Here is a 23,629-nt window from a genome sequence, read left to right on the forward strand (position 1 = left end):
ATAAAAATCAAATTGACCAGGGGCTATCTCCTGGTTTTTCATTTTTTTATTTACCCAGTTCGCAGTAATCTAGTAGCAATAAGTATATTTAAATTCCCAAAGAAAATGTCAGAGGCTTCCCTTCCGGCTTTAATTGAGCAAATGTTACAGCCCGGTTTTTATCCTCACCCGGTAAAAGAACCGATTAAATTAATTCAAACTCATATTTCTTACGTGCTACTGACTGGGGACTATGCGTATAAAGTAAAAAAACCAGTAAACTTCGGTTTCCTGGATTTTTCCAGTCTCGAACAACGGCAAAATTTTTGCCAAGAGGAACTACGTTTAAATCAAAGGGGAGCCCCACAATTATATTTAGAAGTTTTACCAATTACTTTGGATGGCGAACAATATCATTTACAGGGTGAAAGTGATGCAGTGGAGTATGTGCTAAAAATGCAACAATTCCCTGATAACGCCTTGTTAAGTCATATGTTCGATCAGGGTGAATTAACTGAAGAGCATATTAAAGCTTTAGGTAAAGTAGTTGCTCAATATCATGCTGTTACCGAGACTAACGATTATATTCTCAGTTTTGGTAAAGTTTCACAGGTTCGTGCTTCCATTGATGAGAATTACGAGCAAACTGAAAAATATATTGGTGGACCTCAAACTCAAGCTCAGTTTGATGAGACCAAATCTTACACAGATAATTTTTTCGCTAAATTTCCAGAATTATTTAATAGCAGGATTAAAAATAAATATATTCGGGAATGTCACGGAGATTTGCACCTGAATAATATCTGTCTGTGGCAAGATCGGATATTACTTTTTGATTGTATTGAGTTTAACGAACCATTTCGCTTCGTTGATGTTATGTACGATATTGCTTTCGCGATTATGGATCTGGAAGCACGAGGTAGGAAGGATTATGCGAATGCATTTTTGAATACCTATATCGAAGAAACCGGCGATTGGGAAGGTTTACAATTATTACCTTTATATTTGAGTCGTCAAGCTTACGTTAGGGCTAAAGTAACTTCATTCCTATTGGACGATCCGGGAATCCCAGGGGATGTGAAAGACAATGCAGCAAAAACAGCTGCTGAATATTACAAGCAAGCGTGGGAATACACCAAACCTCGTCAAGGACAAATATTTATCATGTCCGGTGTATCGGGTTCGGGAAAGAGTACAACAGCACGTCTTCTATCTCGGGAATTAGGCGCAGTTATTATCCGTTCAGATGCAGTAAGGAAACACTTAGCCCAAGTTCCCTTATTAGAGCGGGGTGGAGATGAGTTGTATACTCCACAAATGACCGAAAAAACTTACAATAGACTGTCAGAATTAGGAATATTGCTTGCTAAACAGGGTTTTACAGTCATCTTGGATGCTAAGTATGACCGACAACATTTACGCGGTAATGTAATTTCCCAGGCTGAGGAAAGCAAAATTCCATGCAAGATCCTTCAATGTGTTGCTCCGGAAGAAACATTGCAAGAACGTTTAAATAAGCGTACTGGTGATATTGCCGATGCCACACCTGATTTATTATCATCTCAATTGGATCGAGCAGAAGAATTCACTGTCCAAGAAAAAACTTATTTAACAATTTTGGACACAACTCAACCGCACGCGGCACAATTAGAAAAAGTTATTTCCCAATAGCCTTTAACTCATGGCAGCAGACAAAAATAACTCCGGTAAATTTCCGGCACTTTCCCAAAACTTCATCTCCATACTGATATTTGCATTATTTTTAAGTTTAGTGTTTTATAACGCTTTTCAAAATGTAGGTCTCAGTATATTCTTGGGCGCAATCGGCGGCTTAATATTAGTTTCCATATCAACTTCCAACAAAAATACTACCCGTACTCAGTACGTTGCTTCATCGGACGGTATAGACGCGGGTTTGAAATTCTGGTTATTTTTTATGTTGGGCTTTGTAATTGCTGGTTATGGTACCCCTATAAGTATTTTTCTGGGGGGAATTGCTGGTTTTGGCAGTGGATTGATTTACGCTTGGTGGGGAAGTCGAGAAGATACAAGAAATCAATTACCAGAAGAAGAAGGAGAAAGCAGTGACGATGATATTGTCAGTCATCGGGCAATTAAAAGAAAAAGAAGGACTACTCGCCGCGTACGCCGACGTAAAGGTAGTCAATTCTGGGAAAAATAATATTTCTATAAGCTAGATTAATTATTAAAATTGAGTCGCTCGATAAGTGAAAATTGATTGTTGGTGTGTCCGGAGTACAATCCGTCACACATCACGATCGTGCTTATTATCTACGACGCTAAATTTATGCTCCTAATCCTAAGTTTACTGTTTATAACATCATTAAAGTGCTTTAAAAGATTTTAAATTTAAAGGGAAAAGGGAACAGGAAAATGTCCTAACCAGAAAATGTAATGTTTTAGATAACAGTAAATAGAGAAGGAATTAATAGATTAATTAACAATAGTTAATACTAATATATCTGTGACTGATGATACGAACGCTATAAATGTTTAATATTTGGGTTCATTGTCTGAATAGTCACAAAATACTTTTATGTTTCTATACCTTTCTAAATTACTGCCTTTATTTATTTATCCTTTAGGGCTAACTTCTTTAATTTTAGTGGTAGCGCTCATATTTCTGAAGAAACGACCACTAATCGCCAGAATTTCTATTGTTTTAGCATTACTAATTTTATTAATTAGCAGTAATGGTTGGATTCCATTATATTTAGTGAGAAGTCTTGAATGGCAACATTTACCACCGCGTGAATTACCTACAGCAGAAGCGATTGTGGTTTTAGGTGGTTCTACACGTTCAGCACATCCTCCCCGACCCACAGTAGACTTACTAGAACAGGGCGATCGCGTCATCTATGCTGCTCAGCTCTATCGCCAGAATAAAGCCCCCTTAATTATTCTCAGTGGCGGTAGGATTGATTGGAGAGGTAGCGGTACATCAGAGGCAACAGATATGGCAAATATCTTGACTTCTATTGGTATACCATCAACAGCATTAATTGAGGAACCAGATTCTCTTAATACCTATCAAAATGCCGTCAATGTTAAGAAAATTTTAGTAGAACGAAATATTAAAAAGGTTTTATTAGTTACCTCTGCTATGCATATGCCCCGTTCTCTACTAATCTTTCAGAAGCAGAAAATTGATGCTATTCCCGCACCAACTGATTTTTTGGTCAGTGAGGGCGAATTAGCAGAATTAAGCGCTACCCCCAAAGCTGCAATATTGAGTATTATCCCTGAAAGTAGCAATTTAGATAAACTTACTAGAGTAATTAAAGAATATATTGGATTAGCTGTTTATCGATTGCGGGGTTGGTTGTAGAACAGTTATCAGTTGTCAGTTTATGGCTAACTCTACATCCTTACGGGCTACAGTTACCATTTATCAGTTATTCACATTCAAGTAATTAATTCACTTGGAGCGTAAAGTAAATAAGGTAATTTCTGGCCGACAATTAATTCTTATAGGAATATCACTAAATCCAATACCACGATTAACATAGAGGTTATTACCCTCATTACCATAGTTTTTGATCCAACCGTCGCCATAAATCTCTTCATTTTTAACTAGGGAAATCCAAGACCATTGTGGCGTAAAGGGTATTCTAATCTGACCACCGTGAGTGTGTCCTGCAACAGCTAATGGTGCTGTGTTAGGCGGAAATGCTGCAAAAGATTTTGGATTATGCATCATAACAATTCGAGGAGGAGAATTCGCCGAACGAACGCCCCCAGAGTAATTACTAACCCCCTTCAATGCCTTAGTAACATCATCATTTTTTGCGATATGAGAACCAATACCAACTAAATAAAGTGGTTCATTACCTGATTTTACAGTAGGTGAATTAATCTCGACTGCTTCATTTTGCAAAACGCTTACACCTATTTTTTCTAAAGCCGTTTTAACCTGTTCTCCAAGTTCTTTTTTTGGTGGTTTGTGACTATAGTCATGATTTCCTAGTACTGCATAAGTTGGAATATTTTCCTGAATTAGAGGTTGGATAATTTCTGTAACTTTTCCGATTTCCTCAGATGCATTTGGTAAAGAATGATAAATAAAATCACCGCTAATTAATACTGCTGCGGGTCGCTTTTCAATCAGCGTATCAATGCTTCGACGTATGGTGTTAGTATTATCAAACCACATACCTACCTGAAAATCTGTCAATTGAGCGATACGTTTTCCCTCCCAAGCTGGAGGAAGGTTGGGAATAACTGCTATCTTTTGCTCGACATCAATAAAATACGGTTCAACTAATCCCCAAATTGCGAGAAAGACAATAATTCCAAAAAAACCTAAAATTGAACTTTTTAAAATTTTTGATATTTTCACCATATCTATTTGTAAATTTATTTATTATCGATTTATTGATAATTTTGTTGCAAATTAATTTAATTTTTATCATGAATTTTATATATGGAATTCTTCCATTAGGTTTAATTGAATTAATTCTAGAAGAACCACATAGATACTAAAATTTTTCTTGTTTATGTGGTATTTTCTTGTTTCTCTGTATTAGCGAACTAATAAAGGGAAACTGATTTAAATTCTGAATATAGGATTTTTTGTAGGAAAAGCCGGGTGTATCCTCAAAATTAACTTTTAGGCATTAGCTGATTTTTGGGCATAATATTATTAATGAAAAGTTGTCCGAGTATGCGAAGGTATAAAAAAAAGGACTGCGGACGACATAAATAAAATTATTGATGAGATAAATTTAAGTGTTTATACTTGTATTTGTGTTTTCTTTCTACTTTAACTAGAAGGTTACGTAGCTTACTCACAGATGAGCAGAACTAAGGCTTCTAAAAGTTTTTTCAAACATGAGGAATAATAGCTGCGAAAACAAGATAAATCCAATACCAGCGATGGAGTGAATGATGAAATTATTGGTAGACTCAAATGAGTGCTTAATTCTAACTAACTAACCGGACGCTATATTATTAAAAACAAATTTATGAAAAATATTTCTCAAGAAGTAACCCATATCGTACCGTTGCAACAGCCTGAGGTTGAGGAGAATTTAGCTGCATATCAAGCAACGCGAGAATTTTACACTGAGGTAGAGGATAGATTAGAATTTCAACGCCATTGTGAGTGGTATCAAATCACGGCAGAAAATCATCGTCAAGAATTAGAAAAAATGCGCGGCGAACTGAACATTTTTCAATGGTTTCGCCGCAAATAGAAAATTTCCTTAACTAACTTTTTATTGAATCACTTCCAACTCACTTTCACGCAAGTGAGCTTTAAATTTCTTATTGAATTTAACTAAAATTGGTAGATTTGCACTTACTGGTCTACCTTCCCATTCGGTCACAATTTTCAAAACTTCACCTTCCATACCTTTGATGTCAAAAGCCTCAGAGCGATGTTCCGGATTATGATAAACAATAATGGATTCTTTAACGCGAACGTGATCTCCAACTTTCATGCCAAGCTTTTTATCTAGTTTTTGTTGCTCTACTATTGTCTCCACTCTTATACCTCTTTAGATTAATTTCTTGTCCATCAAAATAAACTTTTGGCAAAATTTGCTTAAGGAATGAGAATTTAATAACCTATAGTTTTGATTAAATTTGGGTATTACACCATCCAAGACTTAAGGTATGCCGTGTATTTTCCGCCAGATGCTAACTAAATTTTATTTTTACGGTGAATCCACATTCCTAAGGTGGATAAGATCTTCAGCTTAACAGGTAATTAACTTTTATTTAACATTTGTATGTAGTGCTAGTCCTACTCTGTAAAGTAAAGATAGATATTTTCGCCAAATTATTGTTTTTTTTCGTTATTGGGCTGTATTGAGAATTTACTATTTAAACAAAGACATCTTATTCGAAGTCTCCAACTTTCACTTTTTATCTTTGTCATCTAACTATTTTTAATAATTTTAAAACAAAATGGGATCGTAGGTAATCTTAATTAAAATAGAACCGTTCTAGCCTAACAAATGAATTTGAAGTTTGGCAGGATCGTATGATTCCTCGTTATTTAAGACAATTGGGGAAAATATAAAAGATTTATAGATATTAGTTCCACTACTATACTCTAATAATAAATAAGATCATTTTAAATCAAATAATTTATATTCATTGATTATGCGTATAAAAGGTAGGTTTTTTACTTTATTGATGTAACGTGCTGGAATAATCAGTCAATTCATATTTATTTTGGCATTTATTAATTTTATGAAAGAATTACCACTGTTAAACACAGAACGTTTATTATTGCGACTCGCAACGCAAGAAGATATAGCTAAAATATTAAATTACTACACAGAAAATCAGATATATCTGACTCCCTTTTATCCGACGTGGGCGGAAGATTTCTTCACTTATGAATTTTGGGAAAAACAAGTTGAGAAAAATATCCATGGTTTTATTAACGATAATTCACTAAGGTTGTTTGCGATCCCCAAGGCTAAACAAAGTAAAATCATTGGCTCAATTAATTTTAGTAATTTTGTGAGAGGTGCCGCACAGTATTGTACCTTAGGATACAGCATCGCAGAAGCAGAACAGGGTAAAGGCTACATGAGAGAGGGACTTGAAGCAGCAATCAAATATATATTTAACGAGTTAAATATGCACCGCGTGATGGCAAATTATATACCTCATAACCAACGCAGTGGGAATTTACTCAAAAAGTTAGGCTTTGTGGTTGAAGGTTATGCAAGGGACTATTTATCAATCAATGGAAATTGGGAAGACCATATTCTCACCAGTTTGATTAATCATAATTATCAATGCAATCCCTAAGAATTGATGATTGCGATCAAAAATAAAACATCGCTGCGCATTGAGGCGATCGCATCTCTGTCTCTATAGTCTTCTTTCCTAGAATAATTAACGGATAATATTTAGGAAGAATAGATAAACTTTTGTTTCTAATGACTCTGGCTGAAACTTCAAACCACAAAATCTTTAGCAACCCCTTTCTCAACCTTGACTATGAACCCGCGTTGGAATCTTTGGGGGATGATTACTACGATGAAGTCGCAGCAGCAGAATTTCCTCAACATATTTTGCGCTGGCGAAATAATAAACTTTTGCCTACCCTGGCTTTAGACCCACAGACCGTTACAGACGAACATTTTACCGTCGCTTTTGGTGAGTTCGAGCAGCGCAAACCCTTATTAGCACTACGTTACCATGGTTATCAATTTGGTGAGTATAACTCGAGATTGGGTGATGGAAGGGGTTTTCTTTACGGACAAATGCGCGGGATTGATGGCGAACTCTACGATTTTGGAACTAAAGGTTCTGGTAAAACTCCTTATTCCCGTGGTGGAGATGGGATGTTAACCCTCAAAGGTGGAGTAAGAGAAGTTTTAGCTGCTGAGATGCTACATCGTATGGGGGTGAAAACTTCCCGTTGTTTGAGTGTAGTTGAAACCGGTTTATCCTTGTGGCGAGGTGATGAACCTTCTCCTACTCGTTCCTCAGTGATGATTAGGATGAGTCGTTCTCACATTCGTTTTGGTACCTTCGAGCGTTTACACTACTTTCAACGCCCAGACTTGACTAAAAAACTTTTAGATCACGTTATTGAATATTATTATCCTCATTTAGTAGGAGAACAAGAAAAATACGCTTTATTTTATGCCGACTTAGTTCAAAGGGTAGCAGAACTAGTTGCTCAATGGATGGCTGCGGGTTTTTGTCACGCAGTTTTGAATACGGATAATATGTCAATAACTGGGGAAAGTTTTGATTATGGTCCCTATGCTTTTATTCCCAATTACGATCCCTATTTTACTGCAGCTTATTTTGACTATTACCGACGCTATTGCTACGGTCATCAACCAAGTATTTGTAAATTAAATTTGGAGATGTTGCAAACTCCTTTGATGGCTGTAATTGATTTAGCAGATATGAGTGCGGGGTTAGCAAAGTTTGATGATTATTATGCGGCTCAATATCGGAGTTTAATGTTGAGAAAACTCGGTTTTGAGTCATTATCCATAGAAGATGGAAACGAACTTTTAAAAAATACCATCGATTTCTTAAAGCATTATCCAATTAGTTATCATGACTTTTTTGCCGATCTAGCTACTGGTTTTTCTAATGAATGGCAAGATAATGCAAGTGCGATTTTCGGTCAGTCAGAAATTGGACAATCTTTAGGTTCATCGGAGTTATTTTTAAATTGGGCTGGTACCTACCATCGGATTTTGACAAATTCTTCTGTTGAAGAAATGGCTAGCATTGCTCAATGTTTGAATCGACATAACCCAAAAACAGTAATATTAAGACCAGTTATTGAGTCAGTTTGGGAACCAATAACTCAAGAAGATAATTGGCAGCCATTTTATGATTTAGTTGAGAAAATTCAGGAGAATGGGTAATTGCACTGCTAGCGCAGTTAATGGTAATTGGTAATTGGTAATTGGTAATTGGTTAAGTTTCAACTGGTTTATAAACTTTACCAAAACTATGGTCGGCTGCAATCTCAATCACTAAATCTACCAATTTAGCTGATTTTACTAGGGGGGTAATAAATAATTCTGGGTGCAAAGAACGCCAAAAATAATTCACAAATTGCTCAATCTCTGAATCGGACATTCCTGATTTTCCACTAGCAATCATTTGTTTTTCTGCTTGCTTGCGCCATTCCATGGATAAGCGATAATCAACTGGATAAAGAACTATCAGACTATCCAATTTTTCCCAGAGTGGTAAGTAATCAAATAATTTGGCGTTTATGTCCCGAGCAAATATTTTATCTTCACCCGTAACAATGGGATGGGGTGGATTGTTAAATAACTCTGGGTTAATTGGTCTGACTCCAACAAACCAACCTTCAAACAAAATAATATCTACATGCTCGACAATTTCTGGAATTGTGCGATCGCCAGCCCCACGATGTAATGATTTATCAAAACGAGGTACTTCATAGGGGCTTTGGTTATGAAGAATTCGCTCGAATAAGTTTAAAGCAATTTCTATATCATGAGTTCCTGGTGGACCACGCCAAATTAGTCGGGCGTCTTGTTGTTGTAGCTCCAGGCGTTTCTCATAGGTTTTGTACAGGTCATCAATGGATAAGCTCAGAGTTCGATAACCTAATTTTGAAAGAATTAAACTAAGGATAGCGCAAGTGGTTGTTTTACCAGTTCCTTGTCCTCCCAAAATTCCTTGAGTAAAAGGGCGTTGTAATTTTTTATGCTTTTCTGTAATTTGTATTGCTACGGGTAACCAATAGTCCCAAAAAACTGGGAGCATTTCTTCTAGTTCTATTTCTAAATTTTTTTGTAACTTAGTTTGACAAAACCGTCTGAAATCAGGACTTGTAGACTTAAATAATTCCCACCGTTTTTGGATGCGATCGCTGACATTGACTGCTGTAATATCAAAGGCTTGTGCTGCTGATTTATCTGCTAATGTTGCTTTTATTGCTTCTTGCAGGCAACTTTTATTTGGTATTTCTGCTGTTAAAATTTCTCTCAGCCAAGAATTCATAGTTTGAATACCTGAAAATTGGCACGCAAAACGATATTTTACTTATAAATCTTTACTTACAAACACTTAGCTGTAGGTGTAAAAAGCTATGAGCCAAGTTTAAAGGCTTCAACACATATACCGTAGGTAAAACCGATTTTCAGAGAGTTTAACAGTTCTATCCATAACGCACGTCTATCCTTCCAAGCGCGGATATAGAATACTCTGCTGGTAACTTCCATCATTAGTACTAAGATACCAGAGATTAAAATATCTGTATCACCTTCTTGACCAGCAACTGTAGTAAGTGCTGTACTCAGAAAAAATCCGAATAGAAAAGTGATAATCAGCAAAGATATTCGTCGCCAAGGATTAAAGAACCATCTTCGTAAACGAACAAGGACAGCATCTACTAAGTTATTAAGACGGGTATTTTGCATCTAGTTAACCTGCGGATATCAAGATTTTGTCGCAACCTTATATTTAGATTGTTTGGGAAAATTAACATTCTGTTGATCGACCCTGTCCAGTCCAATAACAGAAGGTTTTTTGAATCGGATCTACACACTCATCATACGATCTCATCTTACTCTACATATATTAATTAATCTTTGAATCTACTGGGCAGCTCTTCACTTCACAATAATCTCGTATATTTGAAAATATCAATAATTAATATTATTTCACAATATAAACTTACTCAAAAACATTTCTTTATCGAAAGCTTGAAGGATTAAGGATTATAAAAATTAAAACTACTTTGATAACTAATAATCTTCATGATAAGTAAATGATTTTGATATAAAGCCATTCAAGTTTATTTGAACTTTGGATTAAGCTAATATATTGCCGAATAAATTGAGTAAAATTAAATTAAATTTTTAATATCTCTAAATTAAAAACTTGATTGTTTAGAGAATTATTTAGCACTTATAAAGTTGAATTTCATACGTTTAAATATGCAAAACCTTGTTTTTAGTTTACACAAAAAATATGGTTTGTCAGTATATTTTGTGCCAGACTATTAATTAAGCATAGTAGATTAACTTTGAAATAAATACAAAAGCAAGCAAATGTTTAGAGGGATTAAAGTTATTAGCAGATAATTATTTTATTCTCCTAATACAAGGCCGTTAATATAAGGATTTTAGCCTTTTAAATATAGCGTTAACTATGCCACTCCAGTCATTGAGTATCAATGAGATAATTTAGTAATTTTGAACTTATAGCAGAGTCTATGAAAAACACTAATTAAAACTCTGATTATTAAATAGAATTTTGAGTAGTAATCATTTATAAATTTAGGGTGTTTAAAAATGTTTTTAAAATTAGTTTTAGACAAATTAGTGCTTGTTAGTTATTAGCACTTATTAATTTCCATTTGTAAATTAGCATTCAGTAATATAGGTAAATAATTTATAACACTAAAGCTTTACATTACCTATATTTAAAGCAGACGCAGATAGTTTATGTATTCTCAAATATTTGAATTATCTGCTTAATGAATGATTAGATATAATTTTTTGCTACATATCAATCGCAACAAATTTAATAATTTTTTAAGCGCAACACTTTTGAGAAAAAAATAGCGAGCGAGGAATCAATTATGACTGTTAACAGTGATGGTAAATTTTTTGCAGATTTCAATAGTGGTATACCGTCTGAATTTACTGTAGATGCTGCAACTACCAATACAGAATCTGTTCAGAACTTTGATGGGAAAGGTACAAAAAGCAATGTTTTTTCAGGTAACTTTCTCCGGAATGTAACAGATGGACCAGGAAACAAAACTACTCTAACTTTAGAGAATCTTCCTACCCATACCAGTGTTGATTTAAACTTTTTACTCGCAATTATTGATACTTGGGATGGAGATATACCTGGATTTGGTAATGACTTTTTCAATGTAACCATTGATGGGGTCAGCATCTTCAAAGAAACATTGACCAACATTAATTTCAGTTCCCAAAGCTATACTCCAGCAACGGGAGTAAAACTTGGTACTGACAACTTTTTCTCTGATACTAGTGGTTCATACCCTACTTCAAATGATTCTGCTTATGATATGGGCTTGGACCCAATTTTTAATAACATTGTCCATACTGCAGATACATTAACTATTGAATGGTTTAGTGATGGTAGTGGTTGGGAAGGTAATCTTAGTAATAGAAATGAATCTTGGGCGATCGATAACGTCGAAGTTATACTTAATGGACTTGATAAAGATGCACCTGGACTGATTAGTACAACCAAAGCTTTGAGTCCTGCGGATGATTCTACGAATGTTCCTAAGGATGCAAGTCTAGTTATTACATTTGATGAGGATGTTCGCGCTGCGGTAGGCAATATTATTATTAAAAATGCAGATGGTAGTATTTTTGAAAAAATTGATGCCAGCAGCGAACGGGTAACAACTCGTGGTAATACTGTTACAATTGACCCCATCAATGACTTCGTGGCTTCTACAGGTTACTACGTAGAGGTTGAAAGTGGAGCAATTGAAGATTTAGCAGGTAATGATTTTCTTGGTATTAGCGATCCAACAGTTTGGAATTTTATTACTGCTGCTGACCCTGATACTACACCACCCGCAATAGATGGTATTAATGGCTTAAGTCCTGCAGATGATTCTACGGATGTTCCTAAAAACGCAAACCTAACGATCGCCTTTAATGAAAATATTCGAGCAGGAACAGGGAATATCATTATCAAAACTGCAGATGGTGATGTTGTTGAAATAATTGATATCAATAGCGATCGGGTAACAATCGATGATAATACTGTCACCATTGACCCCATAAATGACTTCAATGCTTCTACAAATTACTATGTAGAGGTTGAAAATGAAGCAATTGAAGATTTAGCAGGTAATGATTTTCTTGGTATTAGCGATCCAACAGTTTGGAATTTTATTACTGCTGCGGACCCTGATACTACACCACCCGTAATAGATGGTATTAATGGCTTAAGTCCTGCAGATGATTCTACGGATGTTCCTAAAAACGCAAACCTAACGATCGCTTTTAATGAAAATGTTCGAGCGGGAACAGGGAATATCATTATCAAAACTGCAGATGGTGATGTTGTTGAAATAATTGATATTAATAGCGATCGGGTAATAATCGATGAAAATACTGTCAAAATCGACCCCACAAATGATTTTGCAACCTCTACAAGTTATTACGTAGAAATTGAAAGTGGAGCAATTGAAGATTTAGCAGGTAATGATTTTTCTGGTATTAGTAATTCTCAGACTTGGAATTTCACCACTTCTTTACCTTCCAATGAAGCACTTCCAGAATTAGAAGTAGACGATAATGGTGTATTTCGGGTTGTTGGAGAAACTTCAAAAAGAGCTAATCTGAAAGCTCAATTTATTAGCAGTCATGCTACTTACATCAATGAATTAGGTGTATTTGTAGTTAATGATGAACGGGGTACGATTATTGACCCCAAAACCAAAGCATCTTTAACTCCTGATGCTGGAGATGATTACATTCAAGCAGCTTTAAAACAGTCAAAAGTTTTGTTTTCTGCACTCCCACAAGAAGCTAATGGTTTTGACTCTACAGAGCTTTCTCGTACTATTGAAGGATTTGATGGTAAAGGCTTTAGTAGTGGCGATCGCTTGGTATTTTATTTGGTATCAAACTCTACTACTGATACTGTTCTTGGCGGTAAAAGCTCAACTGAGAAAGTTTTATTAGGTGCTACTTTTGATAGTGATACCTTTCATCCAGTAAAAGTTACTTCAGAAGATGATGGAGGATTTAATCTCTCTTGGGAAGACGAAATTGGTGGTGGTGATGGATCTTTTGAAGATCTAGTTGTAAAACTCCAACTGACTGAAGAGCCAATTGCTAAAGGGACAGAAAGTCAAGGTGACCATCCTGCAGAATTAATCGATCTTAGGGGTGAGTCAGGATTAGTTAATTTCAACTATTCCGTATACAGAGAAGCTGAATACAACAATGAAGTTTACTTGTATCAAATTGATAATCCAGAAGGTTTAATCGGTAGTTTGGATCCCAACAATTCAAGCAAGAGTGATTATCTCCAAGCCGCTCTCGATAACGTTGTGAAGGATCAGGTAACAGGCGAAGTCATTAAATTTACTGCTGAAAATAACAGCACCCATAATGGAAGTGCTAGTGTTGAGGGTGGTGCGCTTTTTGCTCCCATTATTATTATTAACGGAACCCTCGAACAACTTACTGATGGAGATAACAATAACGATCCAGAAGTTTACTTCCCATATATGGGAGCGAACTCGGATGGATTTGACCATGTTAATTTATTAGGCGATAACACCTTTGGCTTTGAGGATACGAATTCCAATAGTGATAAAGATTACAACGACCTGATTGTTGATATTGACTTTGTTTAATATTTGTTCTTGCAACTTTGTTCTAGTAACTGATTCGTAATTTCTACTTATTTTCAATTTTTATTCTTAGAGGCGTAGCAGTGCTGCGTCTCTACGTTTATGCTTTAAAGTACTTTTACTATAGTTGACTTTAAATGTATTCCAAATAAAGGCAACTATTATTAAGTTACCAACGACTATTGACTAGAAACGACCGAGTAATGACTATTAATTAATGACTAGTGCTTTAAACCAGTGGTGTGGAAATATGGCAAAACGTCCAGTCTTAGCTGTGACTCTTTCAGTTTTATGGTTAATTCTAATTGGTGGGATAGCTTACATTTGGCATTTGGGTAGTATTGGCTTAGTTGATGAAACAGAGCCGTTATTTGCTGAAGCTTCCCGTCAAATGTTGGTTACTGGTGATTGGATCACACCATTTTTTAATGGCGAAACTCGTTTTGATAAACCAGCTTTGATTTATTGGTGTCAGGCGATCGCCTATGCAGCGATCGGTGTCAATGAGTGGGCGGTACGCTTACCTTCTGCACTTGCAGCAATTGGATTAATTTCTCTGGCTTTTTACACTTTAGTATGGCAGCAAGCACAAGAAGATCGACTACTCCAACTTCATCATTCCAATCGTCGTTGGTTAGTAGCTGGTCTAGCTACAGCTATGATAGCGTTTAACCCACAAATGATAGTTTGGGGAAGAATAGGTGTTTCCGATATGCTGCTGACTGGATGCATCGCATCTGCTTTACTATGCTTTTTCCTCGGTTACGCTAGCAACGATCCAAAATTTTCTTCCCACAGGAAGTCCACTAGGAATAAATTTTCAATACTTAGTTTTTTCCCTTCTGGTTGGTATTTAGCTTTTTATATTTTAATTGGGGCAGCAATTTTAACCAAAGGTCCTGTAGGAATTGTTTTACCAGGATTAATTGTTTGTCTATTTCTATTTTATTTAGGTAATTTTATTAAAGTTTGGCAGGAAGCAAAACCACTGGGAGGTTTATTAATTGTCGCCGCGATCGCACTTCCTTGGTATATATTAGTTGCCTTACAAAACGGTTCTAACTACATAGATTCATTTTTTGGTTACCACAATGTAGAGCGTTTCACTAGCGTAGTTAATCGTCATTCTGCACCTTGGTATTTTTACTTTGTTGTGGTTTTAGTTGGTTTTGCCCCATATGCAGTGTATTTACCTGCAGCAATGGCAAAACTTAATTTTTGGAATTTGAAGTATTGGCGTTCCCAACCTCGTTCTCAACAATTGGGATTATTTGCTTTGACTTGGTTTTTAGGAGTATTTGGCTTTTTTACAATTGCAGTTACTAAACTACCAAGTTATGTTTTACCTTTAATGCCAGCCGCTGCAATTTTAATTGCCTTATTCTGGGGCGATTGTATGATTTCTTCCGCCAAATCCCAAGCTTCTGAATCTAGGAATTTTAGCTCCCCAACTTCAAACTCTAAAGCTTCAAACTCTAAAACTTCTATTTTTTGGAGTGGTTGGTTTAATGTCGCATTTTCATCTATATTAGCAGTTGTACTTTACTATATTCCCCAAATAATTGGTGAAGACCCAGCAGCTCCAGATTTTCGGGAATTATTGCAACAGTCTGGTTATAACATTATCGGCAGTATAATTTGGCTAATTTGTGCGATCGCATTAGCTGTCTTGCTCATACGTCGTACTTGGCGTCCCCTGATAGCTGTCAATCTTGTTGCATTTGCTGCATTTTTCCTTCTTGTATTGACACCATCTTTATATTTGATGGATAGCCAACGTCAGTTACCATTGCGAGAATTATCTGCTCTTGCAGTGCAAAATCAGCAACCAGGCGAAGAATTAATGATGGTGGGATTTAAAAAACCTACCGTTGTTTTCTACACTCAAAGTCCGGTGAATTACATTAAACAAAATCGAGCTGCGGGGGAATATATCCAGAAACAAAAGCTTCAAAAAGAAGAAAATCAAGCATCACAAACTCAAGAATCAAGTTCAGATTCTATCTTGATTATTACTCAACCAAAGAAACTTCCCAAAATGGGCTTAAAAGCATCCGATTATCAAGATTTAGGTCGCAAAGGCGCATATCAATTAATTCGAGTTCCTTTAACCTGAGTTTGTTGATGAAATTCCCGAAATTCTCAATATTTTTCAGAATTCCTTTAATCAACACAGACTAGATTTTTTTACTCCAAATCGCCAGTCGCCAATTTCCAATCCCCAATCCCCAATCTTCCTAACTCAAAGCTTGATAAATTCGATTTAAAAGCTCTTCCATAGGAATTGAACGTGGCAAAATTTCGCTAATGATTGTCCCCAAAAGTTTCTCTAAAGCTTCAGGATATTCAATTTCTGTGTGATTTTCCTGAGGAGATTTCCGGTTATTTGATTTTGATTTAGCTGAATTTAATCGACGATCTAAAATTATAATTGGTGGTAAATTAAATTCTAATTCTTCTAAGGCTTCTAAGGATAATAATACTTCTTCTTCTTTAGATTTATCACCCACACAAATCAATAATAAATCAACGTTTTGATGGCGAATTTGCTGAACTATTTCTGACCAATCAATACTAATCTCTGCTTTAAAACCAGCTGTTTGAAGATACTGAATCAAAGCTTGAAACCATTCCGAACCGAGAGATGCAGTTTGTGATTTTTGTATTTCTTCAGTTTTTTGTAAATTTTGTTCAGTTATATTTTTATGAGTTATATCTATATCCTTAACAGACTTATGAGTTTCGTCCCTTCTACTTTTTGCAGTGAATAAATAATTTATGATTGCTGCTAATTCAACCACTAAAATACTCGGCGGACAACAAACCCCAGCTGCAATTTGCAGCACTGATAATAAAGCATTTGTTTGATTGCTATTTTGTAGCTGATTGTTTGCTGATAATAAGCAGGGAAACACTGACAGACTAGAAATATTTGAAGCAGCTTGTGTATTAGTAATATTGCAGGTGACAAGTGGTATGCTTGCTAAACGTTTTTTTGTTGCAAGTTTTTGTAAATAACTTTCAGGGTTAGCAACTTCCGTATCCAGCAGTACAACATCAAATTTCCAAACTCGAGCTAATAATTCGGCTTGATCTAAATCATCAACCTCAATAACTCGGTGATCGGATAATGAAGGTCGGGAATTAGTAGATATTATCTCCGAATTTACCAACCGCAAAATTCGTAAAGGAGTATTTGAAGAACTGCTATCGCACAGACCTTTACTGCTGCGGGCTACTTTCTCTGGTGCAATACAAAATTTTTCTAAGAGTGGAGCTAACAGTTGATGTTGCACTGGTAGACTCAAAAAAGCATCAGCTTGTTTTGCGTATGCTTTCTCCTTATCAGCTGCTGTCGCAGTAACAATGACTGGGATATGACGCGTTTCCCCATCTGACTTAATTAAGGTGAGTACATCCCAACCCGATAGTAGAGGTAGAAAAGGATTAAGGAAAATTGCTTTTGGTTGTAAGCGACGTGCTTTTTCCACCGCTTCACATCCAGCTCTGGCGACAATAACACGATAACCCAGACTCCGTAAGTGTTTTGTTAGGTCTTCAATATATCGAGCTATCGGTTCTACTACTAGTATTAGTCTTTGTGAAGATGTTAAATGATGGGAAGATGAAGTGAGGGGGGAATGATGGTTTGATTTTGTCTCCGTGGCGTTCAAGAATCCAGCTTCCGAATCGCTAACATTAGTGTTAGGAGGAGAAGGAGGAAGCAATAGTGTAAAGTTACTACCCTGACCTTCATTACTCAGGAAACTGACATCTCCGCCATGTAATCTTGCTAACGCTCTAGTTAATACTAGTCCTAATCCCGTACCCTCAAATTGTCGAGTCATGGGATTTTCGAGCTGTTGAAATTTTTGAAATATTAGATGTTGTTGATGTTCGGGTATACCAATTCCTGTGTCCCAAACATTAAAAGCGATCCACCCCTCCCAACGACTTACGGACAATCCAATTTCACCACCGGCTTCTGTGAATTTTAAAGCATTGGAAAGTAAGTGTAACAACATTTGTCGCAGGCGCAGTTCATCGGCGACAATCTCATCTAAACCTGCTTCTATGGAAAGGTCTAACTGATGCTCCGAAGCTAATTCTTCTGGTTGTTGATGAGTTGTTTGTTTGCTCCGATCATGGATGATTTTTGCCTCATTAATAGCACGTTCGCAAACTGCACGAATTTTTACGGTAGTTAATGTTAAATCCATCTGACCGGTTTCCATTCGGGTCAAATCTAAAATGTCATTAACTACGCTCATTAAATGTCTACCGCTTTGATGAATTAGTCCAGCATAACGAGCTTGGCGTTCGTTTAATTTTCCTAATTGTTGATCGATTAGCAAACGCGATAGACCTAAAACAGCTGTTAGGGGGGTTTTTAATTCATGACTAATACAAGCTAAAAATTCATCTTTTAAACGATTTAGTTGAATTAGATCGGCATTTTTAGCTGCCAATTCTTGAGATAATTGCTGTTGCTCTGTGATATCAGTAGCCAGCACCAACCATAAATCGGAGTGAATACTTGGGTCTTCAGTTCTATGAGTTTGACTTTCCTGTTGTGATCGATTCACAGAAATTTTCAATTCCTGACTATCCAAGGGTATTTTGGCAAATTGCCATACTCTTTCCCGTTCCCGTTCATCTTGAACCTGCACTATACAAGTACAAGTCCCTGTAGTAGCATCAAAAAAACAGCGATGTCCGGCATAGCTTTCATCGATATCTTCCTGTGTTACGGAACTTGGAGAATAATTGTCAGGTAAATCAAAATCACTTTGTTTTAATTGTGACTCGCGAAATCTAGATGAAGAATTTCCTGAAGAATATACGTCAATATTCGTTAATTTTTCTTTATTAAAATTATATTCTGTTTCTTGTTTATGTATTCTTGACGAAGCAGTACCTGCTGTAAAATATTCAACTTCAATCTTTTTGTTGTTTGGGGAGGATAATATTTCTTCTACTTCTCGCCTTACTCCTTCTGGATTTTTTAATTTACCCAGTTGTTGCCACCAAGCGGGATTTTGAGTTACGACTTCACCGGAACTTGTTTGTAACATTAAAGGCCAAGGCAAGCGCTCCAGTAACTGAACTAAAGATTGGTATTGTTTTGTTTTGTAAACACCAAATAATGATGAATCTTCTGAAATAACTGATTGGTCACTGCAATCGCTATTAATGCTCTGTTGTGAAGGTTCTACATTTAACTTTAATGGCGATTGCTTTTTCTGTTTTTTTCGACGCAGCTTTACTAATCTTTGTAATAATTCCCAGCGATCTAAAACTCCTAGGAACTTTCCATCTTTATCAACAATGGCTAACTCTAGATTAATATTCTTACCTATATATTCTTTTTCTAAAAATAAGCACAAATTTTCCCAGCTTATATCAACTGGTAATATTTTAATTGGGTTAAATATATCCGAATTTAAACTTGATATTGGTTGCTGCGAATCAAACAAATTATTTTCCCCAGACTCGTTGTCAATTTCTGGGTCTTCTTGATAAATATCTGCGAATAAATATGTTACCACATGCCCCCGATCGAGAACCCCTATTGGATGTTGTTGCTCATTCAAGACAATTATGCGATCGCATCGCTCAGATTGCATCTTGAGTATCGTTGCCACTGTATCTGTCTCTGAGCAGCTTGGCACCGTTACAACCAATTCGTAAAGCGAGTACTTTAACATTGACATAAGGGAATGGGATCATTCTTCCAGTCGGTAAGAGTATCTGCAATCGTCAGACGCCACAGCACCGATTTATTATACTTGCATAATTCAATAACTATATTTATTAATACTATTTATTAAGTATTATTGCTTGGTGTCAATTGATTTAAATATATCTCCTGCATTTTATTACTATTGCTCGTTGCAATCGAGATTTGATAATGGCAATTTTTACAGAAAACTATCGATATTTCTTAGTGCAGGTTATCAACAATGAACTTAGAGCCCTCAACTACGTTGCTAAAATTTTCTGGTTTTGGTGTTTATACAAGCTCTTCAATTATTTTTAAGGTAACAGGAAGATAAAAAATCTCGAAATTCATATTATTTGATACTACTTAACAATCAGGTCTTGGAAATTTTGCTTAATGGGATACATGTGAATAAGGCATTAGCCTTAGTTCTTGTACGATCTAGCTATAGCAGATGATTCTGTTGCATGATTGTGTTTTCTAAACCAAATCGAACTTTTTTGCCCTTTTAATTGTAATCAGACAACTAGTACGAATATAGATTGTTCTCACTTCCCGAAGAATCGCTTTTTCTCATCCTAATCAGTAGGTGTAGTTGTGGATTTACCAGGGATATAGTAAGGGCTAGGATTTTGTTTGCATCTAACGATTTCGTTCAAAGTATAATCCCAAGGCTTTCATCTAGAGCACCCTCCAATGACTTTTAGTGTCCTTAGATTTTATTAGTAGCTATAGCTAAAACAATTATGACTCTAAAGATTCGCTTTAGAACCTTTAGGAATTATAATGATTGAGAATGCCACAATCCTTTATTTTAGTTAACGTATCTTATCAAGGAGTAAAATAACAAAACCTTCACCTAGAAATATGTATTAGCGCGTGTTCTGATAGTTTAATAATATACATTACTCGCCCAAATTAGTGCCAATGGTGACCCAAGCTGACGCAACTCATGTTTGACACAATTTACTAGGCGGGAAAATGCAATATATCAAGTAAATATCTGCGACTTGGTTAAGACACAATCATTGAAGAGCTTATTGACCGAATTGTGTCACATATCATCAAATCTAATTTAGCTACTTGCAGAGCAAAATAGTTACTAAACGCTTCGATCTTAATAGCGATAAGTTCACTAATATGTAAACTGAAAATTTTAAATTTATGAATCAAACTAGACGGAGTGACAGATAATTGAGTCAGAAGCTGTATGCCTAGCACACATTAACAATATACGTTATTGCCGATAAAGTTCCACACCTATGAAGTTAAAGAAAACATTAAGTTATTATCAGCCCAAAGTTATTGCCTAGTGTTATGCATAAGAGTAATATGTGATGCCATTCAAATGAATTCTCTGCTCTGATATTGCTCTGGCTAGGAATTACAGTTATCTCTCCGAATTTACAAAGTCTCATAGCGACTATATAGTTGCTCATAAAACTTCAGCGAAGAATTCAAAATATCGGAGATATTACTATTTTTTTTGATGAGATAAGTAAGAAATCTGGCAGCTTGAGGGAGATGACAAAAGCCGAGCAAATAACATTTTTACAAGAACTAAAATTAGAGTACCGTCAGATACTTCTAGAGTATTTTACCGCAGAAAAATACTTAAAAGGAAAAATTGATAAATTTATCAACTCTGTATTTTATGCTAATATTCCTGTGCCCCAAATCATAGAAATGCACATGGAACTGATTGATGAATTTTCTCAACAACTAAGACTAGAAGGTAGAAGTGAGGAGATGTTATTAGATTACCGTTTAGTATTAATTGATATTTTAGCTCATTTGTGCGAACTCTATCGACGTGAAATTCGTAGATAATTTAAAGCAAAAATTTAAGATGAGAAAATACCAATAAATATTCAAACAAAATACTAATAATTTAGATATTTGAAAAATTTTAATTTTTGTTATTGAATACTTTCTAGGGATACAAATATATATTTTTATTTAACATTTATATGTACCCTGTAAATCTATAGGAATCTTATCTGATTTGCGGAAAAATTTTAGATTAAAGCCCAAATAAACGGGATTTTCAGTTTTAGCATCTTTTCAAGAATCAAATGGGAGTCCTATATGACTGAAGTAAAGAAAACCTACGTTTTGAAACTATACGTTGCGGGAAATACGCCCAACTCTGTACGGGCTTTGAAAACCCTAAAAAACATTTTAGAACAGGAATTCAATGGTGTTTATGCACTTAAAGTTATTGATGTTCTAAAAAATCCACAGTTAGCAGAAGAGGATAAAATTTTAGCCACACCTACATTATCAAAAATTTTACCACCCCCTGTACGAAAAATTATTGGCGACCTTTCAGATAGAGAAAGAGTTTTAATTGGTTTAGATTTACTATACGAAGAACTAATAGAAGACGATTTACTCAATGGTTAAACTTATTTGTGAAAAAATCAAAAATATTAAATTTTTCATAAGATTAATTAAAAATATATGCTTGAACATACATTATTTTGAGTACCAATAATTGAAATGAGTGACAATCGGGATTTAGTTAAAAAAAATACACCTTCCTATGGAGGAGTAGAAAAAATTCGAACAATGATAGAGGGGTTTGATGATGTCAGTCATGGAGGATTACCTAAAGGAAGAACGACCTTAGTCAGTGGGACATCAGGAACTGGTAAAACCTTATTTTCACTTCAATTTATTTATAACGGTATTGTTTATTTTGATGAGCCGGGAGTATTTGTAACATTTGAAGAATCTCCCAGCGATATTATTAAAAATGCTCATATCTTTGGCTGGGATTTACAAGGTTTAATAAATGAAGGGAAGTTATTTATTCTTGATGCTTCTCCCGACCCTGAAGGACAAGATATTGTCGGAAATTTTGACCTATCTGCTTTAATAGAACGCTTACAGTACGCAATTAAAAAGTATAAAGCTAAAAGAGTCAGCATTGATTCTGTAACAGCTGTATTTCAGCAATATGAAGCAGTGGGTGTTGTGCGACGGGAAATATTTCGTTTAGTAGCTCGCCTCAAGTTACTTAAGGTAACAACTATTATTACTACAGAACGTCGTGAAGAATACGGTCCTGTAGCTTCTTTTGGGATAGAAGAATTTGTATCAGATAATGTGGTAATTGTCCGCAACGTTTTGGAAGGAGAACGTCGCCGTCGCACTTTGGAAATATTAAAATTACGGGGTACAACCCATATGAAAGGTGAATATCCCTTCACAATTACAAATGATGGGGTTAACATTTTTCCTTTGGGAGCCATGCGTTTAACTCAGAGGTCATCAAATGTTCGCGTCTCTTCCGGGGTTAAGACTCTGGATCGGATGTGTGGTGGTGGTTTTTTCAAAGACTCGATAATATTAGCAACAGGAGCTACAGGTACCGGTAAAACTTTATTGGTGAGCAAGTTCTTGCAAAATGGTTGTGTCAATAACGAACGCACTATTTTGTTTGCATATGAAGAATCACGAGCCCAGTTATCTCGTAATGCTTATTCGTGGGGAATCAATTTTGAAGACTTAGAACGCCAAGGTTTACTCAAAATTATTTGTACTTATCCCGAGTCAACTGGTTTGGAAGACCATTTGCAAATCATCAAATCAGAAATTACAGAATATAAGCCTTCTCGGATCGCCATTGATTCGCTATCTGCTTTGGCTAGAGGAGTAAGTAACAATGCTTTTCGTCAATTTGTGATTGGTGTTACGGGTTATGCGAAGCAAGAAGAAATTACCGGTTTTTTTACCAATACTACAGATCAATTTATGGGATCTCATTCCATCACTGATTCCCATATTTCTACGATTACAGACACTATTTTGATGTTGCAGTATGTTGAGATTCGTGGTGAAATGGCACGTGCAATTAATGTTTTTAAGATGCGTGGCTCTTGGCACGATAAAAGTATTAGGGAGTACAATATCACCGCTGAAGGTCCAGAAATTAAAGATTCTTTCCGCAATTACGAAAGAATTGTCAGCGGTGCTCCCACCCGAGTTAATATCGATGAAAAGGCGGAGCTTTCTCGTATTGTTCAGAGCTTTCAAAATCCTGAAGCTTCAGATTTTGAATAGTTTTA

16 protein-coding genes are annotated in these 23,629 nt (G+C 35.7%); 11 read left to right on the forward strand and 5 right to left on the reverse strand.

Annotation, left to right across the window (positions count from 1 at the left end):
* Positions 1-105: 105 nt before the first annotated feature.
* The 3 genes from BC008_RS43430 (at position 106) to BC008_RS43440 (ending at position 3,328) form a co-directional block, all read left to right on the forward strand.
* Positions 106-1,650, forward strand: a complete 1,545-nt coding sequence (locus tag BC008_RS43430) for a bifunctional aminoglycoside phosphotransferase/ATP-binding protein (RefSeq protein ID WP_027844656.1) — start codon at positions 106-108, stop codon at positions 1,648-1,650.
* Between the two features lie 10 nt (positions 1,651-1,660).
* Positions 1,661-2,161: a hypothetical protein gene (locus BC008_RS43435; RefSeq protein WP_027844655.1), complete on the forward strand. Its 501-nt coding sequence runs from the start codon at positions 1,661-1,663 to the stop codon at positions 2,159-2,161.
* A gap of 375 nt (positions 2,162-2,536) precedes the next feature.
* On the forward strand, positions 2,537-3,328 hold the full coding sequence (locus BC008_RS43440) for a YdcF family protein (RefSeq protein ID WP_027844654.1): 792 nt from the start codon (positions 2,537-2,539) through the stop codon (positions 3,326-3,328).
* 90 nt (positions 3,329-3,418) lie between these two features.
* Here BC008_RS43440 and BC008_RS43445 read toward each other — a convergent pair whose 3' ends face one another.
* On the reverse strand, positions 3,419-4,342 hold the full coding sequence (locus BC008_RS43445; protein ID WP_027844653.1) for a metallophosphoesterase: 924 nt from the start codon (positions 4,340-4,342) through the stop codon (positions 3,419-3,421).
* A 631-nt stretch (positions 4,343-4,973) separates the two neighbouring features.
* Here BC008_RS43445 and BC008_RS43450 point away from each other — a divergent pair.
* Positions 4,974-5,195, forward strand: coding sequence for a hypothetical protein (locus tag BC008_RS43450; RefSeq protein ID WP_027844652.1), 222 nt, complete (start codon positions 4,974-4,976; stop codon positions 5,193-5,195).
* Positions 5,196-5,216: 21 nt separating this feature from the next.
* On the opposite strand, the gene BC008_RS43455 is transcribed toward BC008_RS43450, so the two are convergent.
* A complete protein-coding gene (locus BC008_RS43455) occupies positions 5,217-5,492 on the reverse strand; it encodes a ferredoxin-thioredoxin reductase variable chain (RefSeq protein WP_027844651.1) in 276 nt (91 codons plus the stop codon).
* Positions 5,493-6,198: 706 nt separating this feature from the next.
* On the opposite strand from BC008_RS43455, the gene BC008_RS43460 reads away from it, so the two are divergent.
* A complete protein-coding gene (locus tag BC008_RS43460; RefSeq protein WP_027844650.1) occupies positions 6,199-6,768 on the forward strand; it encodes a GNAT family N-acetyltransferase in 570 nt (189 codons plus the stop codon).
* 131 nt (positions 6,769-6,899) lie between these two features.
* Entirely contained in the window at positions 6,900-8,357 is a 1,458-nt protein-coding gene (locus tag BC008_RS43465) for a protein adenylyltransferase SelO (RefSeq protein WP_027844649.1), read from the forward strand.
* 52 nt (positions 8,358-8,409) lie between these two features.
* Here the strand turns inward: BC008_RS43465 and BC008_RS43470 are convergent, their stop codons facing one another.
* A complete protein-coding gene (locus tag BC008_RS43470; RefSeq protein ID WP_027844648.1) occupies positions 8,410-9,471 on the reverse strand; it encodes a hypothetical protein in 1,062 nt (353 codons plus the stop codon).
* 86 nt (positions 9,472-9,557) lie between these two features.
* Entirely contained in the window at positions 9,558-9,890 is a 333-nt protein-coding gene (locus tag BC008_RS43475; RefSeq protein WP_027844647.1) for a DUF565 domain-containing protein, read from the reverse strand.
* Between the two features lie 1,166 nt (positions 9,891-11,056).
* On the opposite strand from BC008_RS43475, the gene BC008_RS43480 reads away from it, so the two are divergent.
* Complete coding sequence (locus BC008_RS43480) at positions 11,057-13,837, forward strand: Ig-like domain-containing protein (RefSeq protein WP_058184778.1); 2,781 nt, start codon at positions 11,057-11,059, stop codon at positions 13,835-13,837.
* A 214-nt stretch (positions 13,838-14,051) separates the two neighbouring features.
* Positions 14,052-15,950, forward strand: a complete 1,899-nt coding sequence (locus BC008_RS43485; protein ID WP_027844013.1) for an ArnT family glycosyltransferase — start codon at positions 14,052-14,054, stop codon at positions 15,948-15,950.
* 121 nt (positions 15,951-16,071) lie between these two features.
* On the opposite strand, the gene BC008_RS43490 is transcribed toward BC008_RS43485, so the two are convergent.
* A complete protein-coding gene (locus BC008_RS43490; protein ID WP_321170112.1) occupies positions 16,072-19,506 on the reverse strand; it encodes an ATP-binding protein in 3,435 nt (1,144 codons plus the stop codon).
* 1,481 nt (positions 19,507-20,987) lie between these two features.
* On the opposite strand from BC008_RS43490, the gene BC008_RS43495 reads away from it, so the two are divergent.
* The 3 genes from BC008_RS43495 (at position 20,988) to kaiC (ending at position 23,624) form a co-directional block, all read left to right on the forward strand.
* Positions 20,988-21,386, forward strand: coding sequence for a circadian clock protein KaiA (locus BC008_RS43495; RefSeq protein WP_268768294.1), 399 nt, complete (start codon positions 20,988-20,990; stop codon positions 21,384-21,386).
* 258 nt (positions 21,387-21,644) lie between these two features.
* Entirely contained in the window at positions 21,645-21,962 is a 318-nt protein-coding gene (gene kaiB / locus BC008_RS43500; protein WP_027844016.1) for a circadian clock protein KaiB, read from the forward strand.
* 96 nt (positions 21,963-22,058) lie between these two features.
* Positions 22,059-23,624, forward strand: a complete 1,566-nt coding sequence (gene kaiC / locus BC008_RS43505; RefSeq protein ID WP_027844017.1) for a circadian clock protein KaiC — start codon at positions 22,059-22,061, stop codon at positions 23,622-23,624.
* Positions 23,625-23,629 lie beyond the last annotated feature (5 nt).

Origin of the sequence: Mastigocoleus testarum BC008, assembly GCF_001456025.1 — a bacterium.
In the GTDB taxonomy this organism is placed as follows: domain Bacteria; phylum Cyanobacteriota; class Cyanobacteriia; order Cyanobacteriales; family Nostocaceae; genus Mastigocoleus; species Mastigocoleus testarum.

What these genes read in the sequence shown, in the direction of transcription:
- BC008_RS43440 (WP_027844654.1), top strand. Translation starts at nt 2,537, where the DNA reads ATGTTTCTATACCTTTCTAAATTACTGCCTTTATTTATTTATCCTTTA.
- BC008_RS43430 (WP_027844656.1), top strand. Translation starts at nt 106, where the DNA reads ATGTCAGAGGCTTCCCTTCCGGCTTTAATTGAGCAAATGTTACAGCCC.
- BC008_RS43475 (WP_027844647.1), bottom strand. Translation starts at nt 9,890, where the DNA reads ATGCAAAATACCCGTCTTAATAACTTAGTAGATGCTGTCCTTGTTCGT.
- BC008_RS43465 (WP_027844649.1), top strand. Translation starts at nt 6,900, where the DNA reads ATGACTCTGGCTGAAACTTCAAACCACAAAATCTTTAGCAACCCCTTT.
- BC008_RS43480 (WP_058184778.1), top strand. Translation starts at nt 11,057, where the DNA reads ATGACTGTTAACAGTGATGGTAAATTTTTTGCAGATTTCAATAGTGGT.
- BC008_RS43485 (WP_027844013.1), top strand. Translation starts at nt 14,052, where the DNA reads ATGACTAGTGCTTTAAACCAGTGGTGTGGAAATATGGCAAAACGTCCA.
- BC008_RS43460 (WP_027844650.1), top strand. Translation starts at nt 6,199, where the DNA reads ATGAAAGAATTACCACTGTTAAACACAGAACGTTTATTATTGCGACTC.
- BC008_RS43435 (WP_027844655.1), top strand. Translation starts at nt 1,661, where the DNA reads ATGGCAGCAGACAAAAATAACTCCGGTAAATTTCCGGCACTTTCCCAA.
- BC008_RS43445 (WP_027844653.1), bottom strand. Translation starts at nt 4,342, where the DNA reads ATGGTGAAAATATCAAAAATTTTAAAAAGTTCAATTTTAGGTTTTTTT.
- BC008_RS43470 (WP_027844648.1), bottom strand. Translation starts at nt 9,471, where the DNA reads ATGAATTCTTGGCTGAGAGAAATTTTAACAGCAGAAATACCAAATAAA.
- kaiB (WP_027844016.1), top strand. Translation starts at nt 21,645, where the DNA reads ATGACTGAAGTAAAGAAAACCTACGTTTTGAAACTATACGTTGCGGGA.
- kaiC (WP_027844017.1), top strand. Translation starts at nt 22,059, where the DNA reads ATGAGTGACAATCGGGATTTAGTTAAAAAAAATACACCTTCCTATGGA.